Below are 14134 nucleotides of genomic sequence, written 5' to 3'. Positions count from 1 at the left end.
TCATGTTCTTAGCACAAAAATAACGTTTGAATGATCCGTGGCAGAGTGTATTCCTATGAGTTTCAGGTTCGTTTATCTACGTGGTGTCCTGGCAGGCATTTTATTCAGCATTGCTGCTGTTCATACGGTAGCTGCGAAGCAGGTAGTTGATCTGGCTACCGGCCCGGATTACGCACCTTACGTTAGCAGTGAGCTGCCTGAAGGGGGTGTGGTTTCTGAAGTCGTGACACGGGTGTTTACAGAAATGGGGTATCGGCCAAAGCTGGGTTTTTATCCGTGGAACCGGGCTTACCAGCGGGTTTTGAATGTTCAGAGTGATGCAACGTTTCCATATGCCTGGGGCCTTGAACGGTCAAAATTATTTTTCTACTCGCGGCCGGTGAACCGGATAAATATCAGGGTGTTTATGCATGAACATGCAGCGTTCACATTCACCAGAGCAAATGATCTGGCCGGTTTATCCTATTGTCAGCCCCTCGGTTATCAGACCGAGCCTGAGCTCAGGGACATGGTTAAACAGGCGCGTTTGGAACGTTTCGAAGCACGGGATATGGATGGATGTTTTCAGATGCTGTCAGCAAAGCGGGTCGACTTTGTCGTGTCGAACGATCTGGTGGGCTGGAGTTCAGTGAACAGGGAGTTGGGTCAGCAAGCTGGCCAGATGATTGTGGCAGCTGAAGAACCGTTCCGGACCATCTCGGAATATCTGATTATCAGTAAGCAACATCCTGAGGGAGAGTATCTGATCAAAGCGTTTAACACAGCCTATGAAGTGTTGCTGGAGAATGGCAGTTTAGATCAGATCTGGATGCAGCGGCTGGGGCGCCACGTAAAGGCGGTAGATTAACCTTACATCGCTTCAGTGAGCTGCTGCAGGAAAACCTCCGGGTAAAACATCATTTATTGCCGGTAGCTGTTTGCTGAATGCCTGTCCTCTTGCAGCACTGTCTGATACATCGCATTCTATAGGTATTCTATTCTTCTGCAGCACGAAATATATGACAACAGAAATAATTGAAAAGCGGGTTCGGGAACTGGCAACACTGGCCGAAAGTCAGGGGGTTATGATTGCAACGGCTGAGTCATGCACCGGTGGTGGAATTGCTACCGCGATTACCGAACTGGCAGGAAGCTCAGCCTGGTTTGATGCCGGCTTTGTTACCTATAGTAATCAGGCAAAAACTCGTATGCTGGATGTGCCTGCGTCTGTCATTGAGGCCTATGGTGCTGTCAGTGAGCAGGTGGTGCAGGCAATGGCGACGGGAGCTGTGACGAATAGTCAGGCGCACATCAGTGTGGCTGTGAGCGGCGTCGCGGGACCCGGAGGAGGAACTGACGCTAAGCCTGTTGGGACGGTATGGATCGCCTGGCACAGTGCGGCCACATCTTTTACAAAGGTATATCAGTTTGCGGGTGATCGTGCTGCAGTGCGACTTCAGGCGATAGAACAGGCACTTAGCGGACTGATAAAATTACTGGATAAAAATACTGTATAAAAAAACATATTTTTGCTTGCAATGTGATTCAGCTGCGATAATAATGCTGTGCAAACGTACAGTATTTAATTTCTCCACAGATTTATAGGTTCTAATATGGACGACAACAGAAAGAAAGCTCTTGATGCTGCCCTGGGTCAGATCGAACGCCAGTTTGGTAAAGGTGCAGTTATGCGCATGGGTGATCAGCCGCGTGAAGTTATTCCTGCTGTGTCGACCGGTTCCCTGACGCTGGATATTGCGCTGGGTATCGGTGGTTTACCTATGGGTCGGATTGTTGAAATCTACGGGCCGGAATCGTCCGGTAAAACAACCCTGACACTGCAGGTCATTGCGGAAGCTCAGAAACTTGGCAAAACCTGTGCGTTCGTTGATGCGGAGCATGCGCTGGATCCGACTTACGCCGAAAAACTGGGTGTAAATGTTGATGAAATGCTGGTGTCTCAGCCGGATACCGGTGAGCAGGCGCTGGAAATTACCGACATGCTGGTACGCTCCAGTGCGGTTGATGTGCTGGTTATTGACTCTGTGGCGGCGCTGACACCTAAAGCTGAAATTGAAGGCGACATGGGTGATTCCCACGTAGGTCTTCAGGCCCGTCTGATGTCTCAGGCACTGCGTAAACTGACGGCCAATGTGAAGAATGCCAATACACTGGTTATTTTCATTAACCAGATTCGTATGAAGATCGGTGTGATGTTCGGCAGCCCTGAAACAACAACTGGCGGTAACGCACTGAAATTCTACTCATCTGTTCGTCTTGATATCCGCCGGATCGGTGCAGTGAAGCAGGGGGATGAAATTGTCGGTAACGAAACCCGCGTAAAAGTGGTTAAGAACAAGGTGGCTCCTCCATTCCGTCAGGCTGAATTCCAGATTCTGTATGGTCAGGGTATCTACCATATGGGTGAGGTTATCGATCTGGGCGTGAAAGAAGGTCTGATTGATAAATCCGGTGCATGGTATGCATACAAAGGCGATAAGATTGGTCAGGGTAAAGCGAATGCTGCCCGTTATCTGGAAGAAAACTCAGAGGTGGCCAGTGAGATCGAAGCTGCTATCCGGGCTAAATTACTGACAACACCTGTTGTTCAGGAAGAAGGAAAGGATGCTGAAGCGGCACCTCAGCTGGATCTGTAACATACATAAATCGGTGTTAATGAGCTGATTATCTTTAAACCCTGCTTTTGGCAGGGTTTTTTGTGTCTGGGAAAAAGGGAAAAATATGGGCTTTAACCGTTCAGAAAAATCCGGAAAAATGCTGGAGACTGAGTCAGATATCAAAAATGCAGCGCTGGGATTGCTTGCGCGCCGGGAGCACTCGGTGAAAGAACTGATGACGAAGTTAGCAGGCAGGTGTGCTGATGAAGATATGCTGGACAATGTCATATTCAGTTTGCAGGAAAGTGGTTATGTCAGCGATCAGCGTTTTGTTGAAAGTTTTTTGCGGCAGCGAGTAAATCAGGGCTACGGTCCTAAAAAAATTCAGTTCGATATGAGAGATAAAGGTATCTCAGCAGACATGCTTGATTTGGCAATGCAGGAACAGGAAATTGACTGGTTTGCCCTGGCGCTGGATGTGTATCGCCGTAAGTTCCGGAGTGAAGAAAGTTTTGATGCCAAGGGGTATGCGAAACGCATGCGTTACATGATGCAGAGAGGATTTGACGCAGAACAGACTCGCTATGCTATTGATGCAAAAGAAGAATAAATCCTGAAAATTAAAGAGAAATATTAATATAAGCCTTAGTTGCTAAAAATATTCGAACAATTTATTGACACGTTATATACTACATCGCCATTTTTACACTGTTTTTTCCGGTTGCTTTTGATTGAATGCGTAGGTAAATGAATCGATCAGGGTGCTATTTTAGGTGTTGCGAGCGATAACTGTATGAAAAATATGACAAGTGCCGAACTGCGACAGGCATTTCTAAACTACTTTGAAAACAACGGCCATCAGATTGTTGAAAGTAGTTCTCTGATCCCTGCCAACGACCCTACCCTGATGTTTACTAACGCAGGTATGGTTCAGTTTAAGGATGTATTCCTGGGAAGCGACCAGCGTCCTTATACCCGTGCGACTACCTCGCAGCGTTGTGTACGTGCGGGCGGTAAGCATAACGATCTGGATAACGTAGGTTATACAGCGCGCCACCATACCTTCTTTGAGATGCTGGGTAACTTCAGTTTCGGTGATTACTTTAAGCGTGATGCAATCAACTTTGCATGGACCTTCCTGACAGAAGTACTGCAGCTGCCAAAAGAAAAGCTGTGGATTACGGTTCATATCAGTGATGATGAAGCAGAAAAAATCTGGAAAGAAGAAGTTGGGATCGATCCTGAGCGCTTCTCCAAACTGGATGAAGATAACTTCTGGTCTATGGGTGATACCGGCCCTTGCGGACCCAGCTCTGAGATTTTCTACGACCACGGTGCGGACATCTGGGGCGGACCTCCGGGCAGCCCTGAAGAAGATGGCGACCGCTATATCGAAATCTGGAATTTGGTATTCATGCAGTTCAACCGTGCTGCCGATGGTGAAATGACGCCATTACCTAAGCCATCTGTGGATACAGGTATGGGGCTTGAGCGTATTGCGGCTGTTCTGCAGAACGTGCACTCCAACTATGAGATTGACCTTTTCCAAAACCTGCTGAAGGCTGCCGCCGCTGCAGTGGGAAGCAACGATCTGGATAATAAATCTCTGCGGGTTATTGCTGATCACATCCGTTCCTGTTCTTTCCTGATACTCGATGGCGTTATTCCGAGTAACGAAGGTGCGGGTTATGTTTTGCGCCGCATTATTCGCCGTGCGGTACGTCACGGTAAGAAGCTGGGTGCTCAGGGTGCATTCTTCCATAAGCTTGTTGCTGCACTCGTGAAGGAGATGGGAGCGGCTTACCCGGATCTTACAGCTCAGCAAGAGCTGATTGAAAAAGTTCTGCTTAAAGAAGAAGAGCAGTTTGCCAAGACCCTAGAGCATGGCATGGGACTGCTTGAAACGGTCATTTCCAAACTGGAAGGAACAGAAATTCCCGGTGAAACAGTTTTCAAACTTTATGACACCTATGGTTTCCCGGTTGATCTGACTGCTGATGTTGCACGTGAGCAGGAACTGACCATTGATATGGCAGGTTTTGAAAAGGCGATGGAACAGCAGCGTACGCAGGCGCGAGCAGCTGGCAAATTCAATGTTGACTATAACGATGCGCTGACGCTCGACGGCGAGACCAGCTTTACAGGTTATGAGCATTTGCAGGGCTCTGCCAAGGTTGTAGGTTTGTTCTCTGATGGCGCGGCTGTTGATGTGCTGAATGCCGGTGATAAAGGGATTGTTGTGCTTGACGAGACGCCGTTCTATGCAGAGTCCGGTGGTCAGGTGGGTGACAGTGGTTTGCTGAAGGCTGAAGGGCTTATCTTCACGGTAGCTGACTGTACCAAAGAAAGTAAGAACCACCTGCATCACGGTGAACTGCAGCAGGGAACTATTAAGGTTGGTGATACTCTGTTCCCTGAAGTTGATGCAGAACGACGTCAGAAGACGGCTGTTAACCATTCCGCGACTCACGTCCTTCACGAAGCATTGCGTCGTGTATTAGGTTCACATGTTCAGCAAAAAGGCTCTCTGAACGATGCTGAGCGCTTACGTTTTGACTTTTCGCACTTTGAAGCGGTAACCGCGAAAGAGTTGCAGGCAGTTGAAGAGATGGTGAATGAAGAGGTTCGCCGCAATACTCTGATTGAAACTGACGTCATGGACATTGATTCCGCCAAAGAGAAAGGTGCTATGGCACTGTTTGGTGAGAAGTACGATGATGAAGTTCGCGTTTTAACCATGGGTGGCGACTTCTCGGTTGAGCTTTGCGGCGGTACGCATGCTCAGCGTACCGGTGATATTGCGTTGCTGAAAATTGTTTCAGAAGGCGGTATTGCGGCAGGCGTACGCCGGGTTGAAGCAGTCACCGGAAAGGCGGCTCTGGACTTCATGGCCGGTGTCAGCGCGCAGTTACAGGATAAGCTGACTGATCAGCAGGGTAAAACCCGTCAGTTGGAAAAAGAGCTTGAGCAGTTAAAAGCTAAACTTGCTGCAGCTAAAGGTGCTGACCTGGTCAGCGCAGCTGCTGATGTGGCTGGCGTAAAGGTGCTGGCAGAAGTGCTTGAAGGCATTGAGCCGAAAGCGCTGCGTGACACGATTGATCAGTTGAAGAATAAATTAGGCAGTGCAGTGGTTGTGCTGGCGACAGTGGCGGACGGTAAAGTCAGCCTTGCTGCCGGTGTCAGTAAAGATCTGACTGCTAAAGTAAAAGCTGGCGACCTGGTTCGTGAGCTAACAGCTAAGCTGGGTGGTAAGGGCGGTGGTCGTCCGGACTTTGCTCAGGGTGGTGGTACCGATGCAGCAGCGTTGCCTGCTGTTCTGGCAGAAGTTGCCGGGCTGGTAGAAAACAATTTGTCGTAGTTTTTAGTCTGCAAGGCTATTAAGGAAATAGGTAAATGGCCCTATTTGTACAGAAATATGGTGGCACCTCTGTTGGCTCAGTCGAGCGGATTCAGGCTGTCGCCGATAAAGTGAAAGGCTTTCGTCAGGCTGGTCACGACGTTGTAGTGGTTGTTTCTGCCATGAGTGGCGAGACTAATCGTCTGATTGGAATGGCTAAAGAAATGCAGGAGCAGCCCTCTCCCCGTGAGATGGATGTGCTGGTTTCTACCGGTGAGCAGGTAACCATTGCGCTATTATGTATGGCACTGGAAGCCCGTGGCGTAAGCGCGCGCTCATTTACCGGCAGTCAGGTTAAAATTCTGACGGATGACAGCCATATGAAGGCACGTATTCAGGACATCGAGGTTGACCCGATGCGCGCTGAGCTGGATATGGGCCGCGTGGTTGTGGTTGCCGGTTTTCAGGGGGTAGATGAGCTGGGTAACATTACGACGCTTGGGCGTGGTGGCTCTGATACTACAGGTGTGGCGCTTGCTGCTGCGCTGAAGGCTGATGAATGTCAGATTTATACAGATGTGGACGGTGTGTATACAACCGATCCGCGGGTTGTTGAGGGCGCTCAGCGTCTCGACGAGATTACTTTTGAAGAAATGCTGGAAATGGCCAGTCTTGGATCGAAAGTACTGCAAATTCGGGCTGTGGAGTTCGCCGGCAAATATAATGTGCCGTTACGGGTATTACACAGCTTTCAGGATGGACCAGGAACGCTTATAACTACAGAGGAAGAGGATACAGTGGAAAAACCGGTCATTTCAGGGATTGCCTTTAACCGCGACGAAGCAAAACTGACAATACTGGGTGTCCCTGATATTCCAGGCGTAGCTTCGCGGATTTTGGGTCCAGTCAGTCGTGCCAATATCGAAGTCGATATGATTTTGCAAAATGTGGCAGCAGATAACACCACGGACTTCACGTTTACAGTGCACCGTAATGATTTTAATCAGGCTGAAGAAATCCTGACTAAAGTTAAAGAGGAGCTGGGTGCGCGTGAAGTTATTGGTAATAACAAAATAGCTAAAGTATCAATCGTTGGTGTCGGCATGCGTTCTCACGCAGGTGTAGCCAGTAAGATGTTTGATTCCCTGGCTAATGAGAACATCAATATTCAGATGATTTCCACTTCAGAAATTAAGGTTTCTGTAGTGATCGCTGAAAAGTACCTGGAATTAGCTGTCCGGGGACTTCATTCAGCGTTTGATTTGAATGCTGTTGATACGGTTAGTGAGTAGCAGCCACTGTTTAAGTAGTTCTGTGTTGCTGTTGTTGCACATTTTATTTGTTTAACGCCAGAGGTCTGTTAATCTGTTGTTACTACTACAGATTAGGACGCTCTGGCGCTTAAATAAGGAGATTATTTAATGTTAATTCTTACTCGCCGTGTAGGCGAAACGCTAATGGTTGGTGACGACGTCACTGTGACTGTCCTGGGTGTGAAGGGAAATCAGGTGCGTATTGGTGTTAATGCACCTAAAGATGTGTCTGTGCATCGTGAAGAAATTTATCAGCGTATTCAGAAAGAAAAGCAAGAAGGTAACCAAGAGTAAATTTCTGAAATTAATGCTTTTCTTTTGAAAATCATTCTTGTAATATACGCGCCGTTGTTGAGGTGAGATGGCCGAGTGGCTGAAGGCGCGCCCCTGCTAAGGGCGTATAGGGGAAACTCTATCGAGGGTTCGAATCCCTCTCTCACCGCCATTTAGCGCCCGTAGCTCAGCTGGATAGAGTACCTGGCTACGAACCAGGCGGTCGCACGTTCGAATCGTGCCGGGCGCGCCACTTAACTTTAGGGTTAAGTGAAATGGTGGGATAAACAACAAAACTTGGATTAAGCGCCCGTAGCTCAGCTGGATAGAGTACCTGGCTACGAACCAGGCGGTCGCACGTTCGAATCGTGCCGGGCGCGCCATCCTAATCCAAGTATCTGTTTTAAGTCTTTGTATTTTTTCAAATGTAGAGCAAAAGGTTTACAGCGAATGATGCGTTGTAAAGTTGATGTTTTGCCTCTGACACTTCTGAGACAGTTTTGCAGTGATTAAGCGCCCGTAGCTCAGCTGGATAGAGTACCTGGCTACGAACCAGGCGGTCGCACGTTCGAATCGTGCCGGGCGCGCCACTGTCTCTTCTCTTCTTACATGTTTTAAACATTCCATTTCTTTTTCTGTTGCTTTCATCGGCAAAACTTTTGCTGTCCGCTCTGAGCTTCTCTGTGTGCTGTGATTGCTATGGCGGCGCTCTTGGGTTGGCTTCGGTTTGCCTGGCCTTCAGATGGGTTCTCAGTTCCTTCAGTGCGGTTGATTGTGAAGAGGTCTGTGTGACTGTTCTTGTCCGGAATAAAGCTATGTTCAGGTGGCCGGTGTAGCGGTGAGGTGTGCCTTGCTGATTGCGGGAAGGGCGGCAAGACTGGCGATCTTCGCTGGCGATCTTCGCTGGCGATCTTCGCTGGCGATCTTCGCTGGCGATCTTCGCTGGCGATCTTCGCTGGCGATCTTCGCTGGCGGTCGGAATGTGTTATCTGTGGGGTTGCAGAGGGCTGTGCGGCATTTTTAGTGTGTTTGCTACTGTGTTGAAGGTCATTCTGAGAAGCTGTGTCAGGCTGTGGAGTGGGTGGTGCAGCCGTTTCGACTGTTTTAGTCTGGGGGAGTGTTCGGGCGGGTTGTTAAGCCGGGTTGTCAGGCGGTGTGTCTCTGTAGAGGTCAGAGAGTGGCTTTTGCATTAAAAAAGCCGCCTGTGGTAGCAGGCGGCTCTTGAATTGAGTGCGTATCAGCGTTCCCTGAATGCAGTATCCAGGCCGCGGGATATCGGTTTAAGCAGATAATCCATAATGGACTTGCTGCCGGTTTTTATGTCTGCGGTAACGGTCATGCCCGGTGACAGTGTCAGTTTAGTGTTGTCACCCACCCAGTTGGTTGTCAGGCTGATCTCTGCTCTGAAATAAGGGTCTTTTTTGTCATCCAGATAGGTTGTTGCAGAGAGGCGTTCTATGACGCCGTCAACAGTGCCAAAGCGTGCGGAGTCGTAGCTGTCTACCTTGATTTCTGCTCGCTGGCCGATGCTGATGTGGCCAATTTCGTTTGGCAATATGCGCGCTTCAATGATGACCTCGTCATCGGTGGGTACCAGTTGCATAATTACCTGGCCAGGATCAACTACAGCATTGATCCGGGTAATGGAAAGATCCTGTACGATACCGGTCAGCGGTGCGTAGATGTCCAGTCGCTTAACTCTGTCACGCACCCGGATCAGTGACTGTTCAATTTCAGCAAGCTCTTCGCCGACGCTACCTGCTTCCAGTTCTATGTCTTTTTTGAAGCGTGCGCTGAGTTCGATACGCCGCTGCTCGGCTTCGGTAAGCGCGGATTCTGCAACGCGGATACCGTCAACAATGCTAAGGCTTTCGCTTTGTGCATCAGCAAGGCTGGTCTGGCTGGTCAGCAGCTCCGCTTTGGATACCACGTTGCTTTTAACCAGTCTGGAGCGAATAGATACCTGTTCTTTAAGCAGCTCAACTTTTTTTCTGATGGACTTTGCCTTATTGCGCTGCTGCTTTATTTCTTCATTCCGCTGGCGGATTTGTGAGTCAATGACACTCAGTTCGCTGTTCTGGCTGGCCAGTTGTGCGGAATAAATAGTCATTTGCTTATCGGCAAGGGCTGGGTAGCTGTTACCTATTTCACCAAAAGACGGAATCCGGTCATCAAGGATTGCCTGCAGGCGCTCACTTTCCAGAATGAAAGCGGCGCGACGAATTTCCAGTTGCTGGAGTTCAGACTGGCTGGCAGGAGGTGCAAAGCGCAGCAGTAAATCGCCGTTTTGCACCTGATCACCATTACGGACCAGAATTTCACTGACGATACCGCCTTCCAGATGCTGTACATCATGTATAAGGCCGGCAGGCACGACTTCACCACGGGTAGATGTGACTTCGTCAACCTTGGTCAGTATTGCCCAGACAATTGAGGCCACCAGAATAAAGGCGGTGAAATAAATGGCTGCATTGATGATGCCGGCCGGTTCGTGTTCTTCCAGCTGGATTGCCTGAGCCAGAAAGCGGGCGCGGGCGCGTGGCAGGCTGGCGCCGCCGTGGGAAGAGAACACATTTTTGTTTTTACTCATGCCGACTTCTCCAGCGTCAGGGCAATAACTTCTTGTGGGGGGCCGATATGGATTACGGTGCCTTGCTCCATAAGTACGGCTTTGTCCGCCAGGCGTATATGGCTTGGCCGGTGGCTGACCATGACAATTGAACGGTTGCCTTTCAGTCGTTTGAGCTGTTCTATGAAGCGGTTGTCCGATTCCAGATCCAGTGATGCGCCCGGTTCGTCAAGTAACAGGATTTTAGCCGGGCTGACAAAGGCGCGGCACATCGAAAGTGAGCGCAGGAAGCCAGGCGGCATATGGTCAATAACGGTGTCGCCCAGGCGGGTCTCAAAGCCATGCGGTAAGGCCAGAATTTCTTCCAGTACGCCAGCTTCCATGGCCGCAGCGCGGATATCTTCATCGGTTGCCAGGCTGTTGTTCAGGCGAATGTTCTGTGCAATGGAACCATGGAACATGTGTGTTTGCTGGGGTACATAAGCTACAGCGCGGCGAAGGTCCATGGCATTCAGTTGTCGAAGATCCATGTTGTCCATGCTGATGCTGCCAGCCTGGGGGGCGTACATGCCGGCAATCATTTTAATCAGAGTGGATTTTCCCGAGCCGGTATTGCCGGTAATCGCGATCATCTCGCCGGCTTTTACTTCAAATGATGCGCCCAGCAGAGCAGGGTCCCGGTCAGGGCCGTAGCGGAAGCTGACTCTGTCGATGCGGATATTGCCCTTCAGCTTCGAAAGTACCAGCCCTGACTTGCCTCCTTTTCTTTCATTGCGCAGGCGCATGAGCTGGTTGATTTGTTTGATGGCTTTCAGGGCTTGCTGAAATTTGGAAAATGACAGGAAAGCACTTTGCAACGGAGACAATACGCGCCACACCAGTGCCATGATGGCAATCAGTGCACCGATCGTAATTTCACCGTTAATTACCTGCATGGTGCCGATGGCCAGTACAGCGACGCCTGAGAAGGTCATCAGCCCCTGTGCCAGATTGTTCATCAGATTGTTGGACAGGAAGGTCTGATAGTTCGCCAGTACGGCTTCTCCTGAGTTCTCGCGGAAACGTTCCCACCAGACGGTTTCACCGCCAATGGCTTTGATTTCTTTGCGGCCGGCAACGGTCTGCATAATGATGCGCTGCTTATCTGTACGGGCTTTGCCGGCGCGAAGAATGCGGGTATTTATAACCGGTATCCAGATCAGGCCGAGAATAATAAATGCCATCACCATACCCAGTGGAATCAGCGCCAGCGGGCCGCCAAGGATACCTATTACGATCAGGAACATGGCAACGAACGGCAGTTCCAGGGCAACGGCTGCGCTCGGGCCGGTGAAAAAGTCACGTACGGAATCGAACTGCTTCAGGCGGGATAGTTGAGCGGCAACGGTGGAGCGTTCTGTATAGAGTGGCGGCAAATACAGCATGCGCTTAAAGGTTTCATTGCCTATGAGGTAGTCCAGCCTGCCGGCGGTAATGCCCAGTAATTTGGCTCTGAGGAAGCGTAAGCCCAGATCTGTAATCAGCAGTATGGTGACCCCTGAAATAAGGAATGGCAGGGTTTCGGCTGATTTTGCACCAATCACCTTGTCGTAGATAACCATGATAAATATAGGTACCAGCAAGGCAACCAGATTGATAACAAAGGTCATGCCCAGCAGGTGAATGATCATCTTCTGGAAGCGTTGCAGTAAATTGCCAAACCAGTCATCACCCGGCACATCTGTTGGGTTGTTGCCGTAGCTGGCATTGCTGTCGGTGAACAGATAGGCAGTGCCCTTTAAGCGCAGTTTGGGTGTTGATTCGTACTGGTTGGTCTGGGCGTCGTAATAATAAATCAGGCCATCGCGCTTACCCTGAAGTAACAGAACTTTGCCGCCATTGGATATAAACAGAGCAGGATAAAGCTCGTCCTGTAATGAGTGGATATCGGTTTTTAGCGGTGAGCTGTCGTAACCGAGGGTGACGAGAATATTACGAAGGTCGATCAGGTCTATCTGCTCAGAAAAGTGAGGCAGGGCCTCAATCAGGTCCCGGGCATAGTTATTCCAGCCCAGTTCCCGCAAAAGTGGCAGCAGACAGGCTGCGTAAGGCGATGTATCGTGGAATTCATCAGTATTATCAGTGCGCAACGCTTCCGCCAGTCGCTCGGAGACAATTGGCGGGCGTTCAAAAACAGGGGGCGTCGTCATCTGGTTCATGCCTGGGATGTCTGCTGGTTTTTCCGGGCAGTCATTTGTGCCTGATAAGGGTCGATATAGGGCTCAAGCTGACCATTCTCCAATTGGTACTGTTTGTCGCAGAGTCTCAGGAAGGAAGGGCGGTGCGACACAATAACCATGGTGCGTTTACCTTTCATTTGCTCGATAACCTTTAATAACCGGTTGTCATTTTTAATATCGAAATTGGCGTTGGCATCATCAAAAAGAATGATTTTAGGGTGGCCGACGAGTGAACGTACCATGATGATTTTCTGACGCACACCTTCAGACAGGGTATCAACAGCTGCGCCGCCAATTTGTGTGTCAAGGCCGTCGGGCAGGCGGGCGACAATTTCTTCCAGCCCCAGAATCTTGGAGAGCTCCAGCGCCTGTTCAAGGGCTTCGCCTTCACGGTAGAGGGTCATGTTTTCAAGAATACTGCCTTCAAATAACACGCCTTTTTGCGGCATGATCCCGATCTGAGCCCGCAGGAATTCTGTGTTGTAATTCAGCATGGGGTGATCGTCGAGCAGGATCTGGCCTTCATTGGGTTGTGTAAAGCCCGATAACAGACTGATAAGCGTACTTTTGCCGGTGCCGTTGTTGCCGGTAATACCAATGGCCTGTCCCGGTTCAACTGTCAGAGACAGATCATGCAGTAACTCATGTTCCTGATGTGCATATTTAAAGCTGACTTCACGCAGTTCGATTTTACCGCTCAGGCCGTGCTCGTTCTTACGCTCACCACTGGATTCAGTGGGCAGGGCATACAGTTGGTTGACTTTTTCCAGCGCCAGTTGCAGTGATTGGAACTGTGTCCAGAAACCCATGGCTTTAAGTCCGGGCTGCAATACCCGGCTTGATAACATTGTGCCGGCTGCGAGCGCACCTACTGTCAGGTCGCCTTCGATAACGAACAGGCTGCCGACGCCGACAAAAATAACCACTGCCAGTTGAGAGAAGGTAGCGCCAATGCCCTGTACGATGCTGTTAACCCGGCTCAGTTCATAAACACTTTCCGCCGATTGATGCTGAAGTTTCTCATAGCGACGTAGCATCAGTGCTTCCATAGCCATGGATTTAATGGTGTGAATGCCTTTCAGGGATTCGATGATGAAGTTCTGGCGCCGGTCTTCCATGGTGTAGCGGGTTTCCAGTGCTTTTCTCAGTTTACGCCCTGTAACAAAGGCTACCAGTAGGAACACAACCAGCAGAGCGATAGGGATAGCAACCAGAGGGCCGGCAATGACCCAGATAAGCCCCAGGAAGAGGATGACGAAAGGTAGATCCATGATCAGCAGGACTGATTGACCGGAATAGAACTCCTGAATCTGTTCAAGTGCCTGAATTTTATCGAGATAGTAACCGGCTGTATTATCCTCGAATGCCTGATTATCGGCGTCCAGAATCCGGTTCATCGCTTTGAGGCTTTCCCGGTGATCAAATTTAGCGCCGTGCCAACTGAGAATTGAAGAGCGAAAAATGCGCAGTGCCGTATCAATTATGACGACGCCAAGCATACCCAGAATGAGGAATATAAAAGTACCGATGGCCTGATTGGGTATTATACGATCATAGACCTGAAGGATGACGGTAGGCAGTGCGAGCGCAAGAATGTTGATTGCCAGCGATGACATAAGGACGCTGGGTTGACTCCAGGTCCCGGGAGTTCTGAGCCGTTTTACGGAAAACACATGTGACGTCTTAATACTCATGAGTTGTGTTCATTTATTCCGAAAATAGGTTGTTTGAGCACTGGGTGTGCCCCATTTTATTCCATTCTTATAACGCCGACTAATATTGCTACTAATCCTGCTGAGACACAAGTGATTACAGAAGTTTTTGCT

10 protein-coding genes and 4 tRNA genes are annotated in these 14134 nt (G+C 49.7%); 11 read left to right on the top strand and 3 right to left on the bottom strand.

Features of this window, described 5'->3' with window-relative positions:
- Nucleotides 1–55 precede the first annotated feature (55 nt).
- The 11 genes from PCI15_RS20725 (at nt 56) to PCI15_RS20675 (ending at nt 8110) form a co-directional block, all read left to right on the top strand.
- Nucleotides 56–847, top strand: coding sequence for a substrate-binding periplasmic protein (locus PCI15_RS20725; protein WP_271271813.1), 792 nt, complete (start codon nt 56–58; stop codon nt 845–847).
- Nucleotides 848–998: 151 nt separating this feature from the next.
- Nucleotides 999–1496, top strand: a complete 498-nt coding sequence (locus PCI15_RS20720; protein ID WP_271271812.1) for a CinA family protein — start codon at nt 999–1001, stop codon at nt 1494–1496.
- A gap of 96 nt (nt 1497–1592) precedes the next feature.
- Nucleotides 1593–2636, top strand: coding sequence for a recombinase RecA (gene recA / locus PCI15_RS20715; protein WP_271271811.1), 1044 nt, complete (start codon nt 1593–1595; stop codon nt 2634–2636).
- 85 nt (nt 2637–2721) lie between these two features.
- On the top strand, nt 2722–3207 hold the full coding sequence (locus PCI15_RS20710; protein ID WP_376787827.1) for a regulatory protein RecX: 486 nt from the start codon (nt 2722–2724) through the stop codon (nt 3205–3207).
- Between the two features lie 192 nt (nt 3208–3399).
- Entirely contained in the window at nt 3400–5955 is a 2556-nt protein-coding gene (alaS, locus tag PCI15_RS20705) for an alanine--tRNA ligase (RefSeq protein WP_271274661.1), read from the top strand.
- 35 nt (nt 5956–5990) lie between these two features.
- The gene (locus PCI15_RS20700) at nt 5991–7226 is read left to right on the top strand and encodes an aspartate kinase (protein ID WP_271271809.1); all 1236 of its coding nucleotides are present in this window, start codon (nt 5991–5993) and stop codon (nt 7224–7226) included.
- A 129-nt stretch (nt 7227–7355) separates the two neighbouring features.
- The gene (gene csrA, locus PCI15_RS20695) at nt 7356–7541 is read left to right on the top strand and encodes a carbon storage regulator CsrA (protein WP_205660109.1); all 186 of its coding nucleotides are present in this window, start codon (nt 7356–7358) and stop codon (nt 7539–7541) included.
- A 61-nt stretch (nt 7542–7602) separates the two neighbouring features.
- Nucleotides 7603–7692 (top strand) — tRNA-Ser (locus PCI15_RS20690).
- Between the two features lie 4 nt (nt 7693–7696).
- Nucleotides 7697–7773, top strand: a tRNA-Arg gene (locus PCI15_RS20685).
- Between the two features lie 53 nt (nt 7774–7826).
- A tRNA-Arg gene (locus PCI15_RS20680) sits at nt 7827–7903 on the top strand.
- Between the two features lie 130 nt (nt 7904–8033).
- Nucleotides 8034–8110: transfer RNA gene (locus PCI15_RS20675), tRNA-Arg, on the top strand.
- A gap of 647 nt (nt 8111–8757) precedes the next feature.
- Here PCI15_RS20675 and PCI15_RS20670 read toward each other — a convergent pair.
- From PCI15_RS20670 to PCI15_RS20660, 3 genes are read right to left on the bottom strand one after another with little or no spacing between them, the layout of a single operon-like run.
- A complete protein-coding gene (locus PCI15_RS20670; protein WP_271271808.1) occupies nt 8758–10110 on the bottom strand; it encodes an HlyD family type I secretion periplasmic adaptor subunit in 1353 nt (450 codons plus the stop codon).
- Nucleotides 10107–12278 carry a peptidase domain-containing ABC transporter gene (locus PCI15_RS20665; RefSeq protein ID WP_271271807.1) on the bottom strand — a complete coding sequence of 724 codons (2172 nt, stop codon included), beginning with the start codon at nt 12276–12278 and terminating at the stop codon, nt 10107–10109. Before PCI15_RS20665 ends, PCI15_RS20670 begins: the two co-directional genes overlap by 4 nt.
- A gap of 5 nt (nt 12279–12283) precedes the next feature.
- Nucleotides 12284–13924 (bottom strand): peptidase domain-containing ABC transporter, encoded by a 1641-nt coding sequence (locus PCI15_RS20660; RefSeq protein WP_271271806.1) that lies wholly within the window; start codon nt 13922–13924, stop codon nt 12284–12286.
- Between the last annotated feature and the right edge of the window lie 210 nt (nt 13925–14134).

Origin of the sequence: Aliamphritea hakodatensis (assembly GCF_024347195.1) — a bacterium.
Classification (GTDB): Bacteria; Pseudomonadota; Gammaproteobacteria; order Pseudomonadales; family Balneatricaceae; genus Amphritea; species Amphritea hakodatensis.
This window is presented reverse-complemented; position numbering and strand designations above follow the sequence as displayed.